The 3161-nt window shown below is 65.0% G+C and carries 4 protein-coding genes; all 4 read left to right on the top strand.

From position 1 onward, the window contains the following. The coding region (locus P2Q00_RS50485) for a hypothetical protein (protein WP_275781977.1) at positions 1-233 on the top strand (233 nt) is incomplete at its 5' end. Positions 234-436: 203 nt separating this feature from the next. Next, the gene (locus P2Q00_RS50480) at positions 437-1063 is read left to right on the top strand and encodes a ParB/RepB/Spo0J family partition protein (RefSeq protein WP_275781976.1); all 627 of its coding nucleotides are present in this window, start codon (positions 437-439) and stop codon (positions 1061-1063) included. Then, positions 1060-2499 (top strand): methyltransferase domain-containing protein, encoded by a 1440-nt coding sequence (locus P2Q00_RS50475; RefSeq protein WP_275781975.1) that lies wholly within the window; start codon positions 1060-1062, stop codon positions 2497-2499. The genes P2Q00_RS50480 and P2Q00_RS50475 overlap by 4 nt, the downstream gene beginning before the upstream one ends. A gap of 70 nt (positions 2500-2569) precedes the next feature. Next, positions 2570-3031, top strand: a complete 462-nt coding sequence (locus P2Q00_RS50470; protein WP_275781974.1) for a hypothetical protein — start codon at positions 2570-2572, stop codon at positions 3029-3031. Positions 3032-3161 lie beyond the last annotated feature (130 nt).

Genomic DNA, 3161 nt, shown 5'->3' with positions numbered 1-3161 from the left:
GTTGGCAGCAGGCGTCGCGGCCGGAGCGGCGGCGACGCCTGCTGCCAACCCCCGGCGGCCTGGACGAGGATCATCCTGACTGGGAGGCATTGACCGAACGGCAGCTCGCGCTGTACGGCGCCTCGATCAGCTTGCATGACAAAGGACTGGTCCGCGTCGTCTCACCAGCAAACGGGGCCCGTCCGGATCTCGTGGAAACCACCGCTGAAGGACGCGCTGCGCTGCCCACCTAAACCACGGGAACTCCAGGAAGCGTCTGCCCGTTGACCGGTTCGAGGCCCTGCAGCATCCCCCGTCTGCGGGGCCTCACCAAGTGCCAGATCCAGCCTGAGCAACCACGGGCATCGGGTGTTCGCTCACCTAGGCTCGGTGGTGGGCGCGGGGCTGGAGCCTCGTGTCCACTGCCGCCCCCCGTGTACCGGCCTCGCTTGCGGACTTGGCTGTCCCGGTCGCCGAGCTGACCCCGTACCATCGCAATCCCCGTACCGGTGATCTCGACTCCATTGCCGAGTCGCTGTCCGTCAACGGGCAGTACCGGCCGATCGTCGTCAATCGCGGCACCCTGACCGGTCGGCCGAACGAGATTCTCGCAGGCAACCACACCTATAAGGCGGCCAAGCGGCTCGGGTGGACCGACATCGCAGTCACCTTCCTCGACGTGGACGACGACGCTGCAGCGAAGATCGTCATCGTCGACAACCGCACCTCGGACCTGGCCGGGTACGACACGGCGCTCCTCGCGGACATCCTCACCGAACTCCCGGATCTCGACGGCACCGGATACGACCAGGACCAGCTCGACCAGCTTCTGGACGAGACGGCGCTCCCGGCACCGATCGAGCTTCCGTCCGACGGAGCCGACACCGGTGCCGCGGCGACAGTGGATTACTTGCAGTGGGGTTACATGCAGTGGTCCTCCACCCGCGTGCGGATCACTCAGGCCGAGGTCGAGCTCCTCGACGCGCTCTACAAGCAGTTCGTCGGCGACAACGACTCCGACCTCGGTTTCGGCTGGCACGTCCTCAACGAGGAGCACCGGGCCGAAGAGGGAGCGGCCGCGTGAACCCTCTCGTCGTACGGTTCGACCCCGCCTATCCGCTGGAGAAGCTGCGGCCCGCGGACTACAACCCGCGCCGTCTCTCTCCCGAGTCGTTCGTGCGGCTACAGGCTTCGTTGAGCAGGCACGGCGTCGTCAAGCCGGTGATCCTCAACGCGGACGGCACGCTGGTTGCAGGTCACCAGAGAACCAAGGGCCTGAAGGCGATCGGGCGGACGACGACGCCGGCGATGATCCTGCCGCAGAAGGTCCGCCTTCAGGACGAGATCAAGTTCAACCTCCTGCACAACCGCGTCGAGACCGAATCGTCCGTGGTGTACGCAGAGCCGGGGCCGATCGGCCAGTGGTGCTGGATTCCGTGGCAGACCATCGAGGTCGAGGAGTCGAAGAACCTCCCCTTCCAGCAGGCGATCGGCTTCATGACCGCCGCCCACGGCCCGTGGGGCTCTGTGGTCATCGACGACCAGGGCCGCATCGTCCTCAACGCCGAGTACGCAGCTGTCGCCAAGGCCCAACGCTTCGACATGCTCGCCTGGACCGTCGCCTCCTTCGACGCCGGCCAGCTCGTCGAGGACCTCACCGGTGAGTACGGCCTATACGACTGGACCGGCCTCGAAGACCAGGCACCAGTGTGGAATCAGCACATCGTCCAGCCGAACCGGCTGCGTGAGCACTCCTCGAAAGCGAAGGCGGACAAGGTCCGGTACAAGTCCGAGGTGTGGGAGCGCCTCGTTCTGCCGTGGCTGACCACGTCGCACCGGGTGGTGGACTTCGGGGCCGGTCACGGCGACTACGCCCGGCATCTGCGCGCGAAGGGCTACAAGGTCCAGGACTACGAGCCGTACCGGACCTTGAAGGGCAAGTACGCCGTCGACATCCGCACCATCGTCGGCCAGATCCGCGGCATCGAACGCGAGCTGAAGGAGCACGGGCTGTACGAGGTGGTGGTCCTCGACTCAGTCATCAACGCCACCACCAGCCTCGAGTACCAGCACTGGGTCCTCGTCACTGTGAACGCGCTGTGCGCCGCCGACGGGCAGGTGTGCATCGGCACGCGGAATCTGGAGCGGGAGCTGGCGTACGAGAACTCCGGGCATTCCATCAGCCGCGACTCCACCCGCCTCTCGTTCCTCGACAGCGAGAACGTAGACATGCGGTTCGTACGCGGCAAGTGGCAGCGCATCCGCTACCACACGCCGGAGTCTCTCCTCGGCCTGCTGTCCCGCTACTTCGAGGAGGTGGCGATCAGCGACACGACCAGAGCCACGGTCAAGGCCGTCTGCAAGCGCCCCCGAGCCCTTCCGATCGGGGAATATGAAAGGGCATTCTCGGAGGAATTCAATATGCCATATCCCAATGAATTCAGACACGGCAGGCATGAGGGACTTTCGTCAATTCTGGTAGAATTGATCAAGGACAGGAATTCCACTCTGGAGGGCTAGAAGAATGAATTCGAGGGCGGGCTCAGATAGGGTCCGCGTAGAAATAGAAGCCCGGGACAGCTACCGCATCATGTGGCTGGCCGGGATCCGTGAACTTGACCTGACGCAGCACTGCCTGAAGACGTTCGGCGAGTGCGACCGGCCACACATCAACACCCATCAGCGCCGGCAGACCCTGCACCTGCCCACGGCGAATCCACCAGTTGCCTGGTACCTGTGTGCACTGCCGATCCCCTGGGACTGGAGCCGCAACGCTCACCTTGCGTTCGAGTACGCGCCGGGCCAGACCTGGGCGGGCGATGCCCTCGTGCGCGGGCTGGGCGTGCAGCTGACCAACGCTCGGCCCATACTCGGCTGGGGTGAGCACATCATTCCCCTCGATGCGCCGCTGCGGCAGTCGAAGCTCCATCGCACCTGCCGGAACTGGCAGTTCGGATGGTGGTTGCGGCTGAACCGAGATGTTCCCGACTCGCTACCTCTGCCGACGGACGACGCCGACGAGAACGGGCCGGAGCAGCTGACGCTCGCATGACCGCCTAGTAGGGCCTGGTCAGGTTCACTCGCCGGTGGCGTGTCCGTTTGATCTCTTGTTCCGTTGACCTGTTGTGATGGGTGGGGAGTTGGCCGCGGTCCGGTGTGATCTGGAGGACTTCGCGGCGGAG

Source organism: Streptomyces coacervatus, from assembly GCF_029223485.1.
GTDB lineage: Bacteria > Actinomycetota > Actinomycetes > Streptomycetales > Streptomycetaceae > Streptomyces > Streptomyces coacervatus.
Note: the sequence above shows the minus strand (reverse complement) of the source record. Positions and strands in the feature narration are given on the sequence as shown.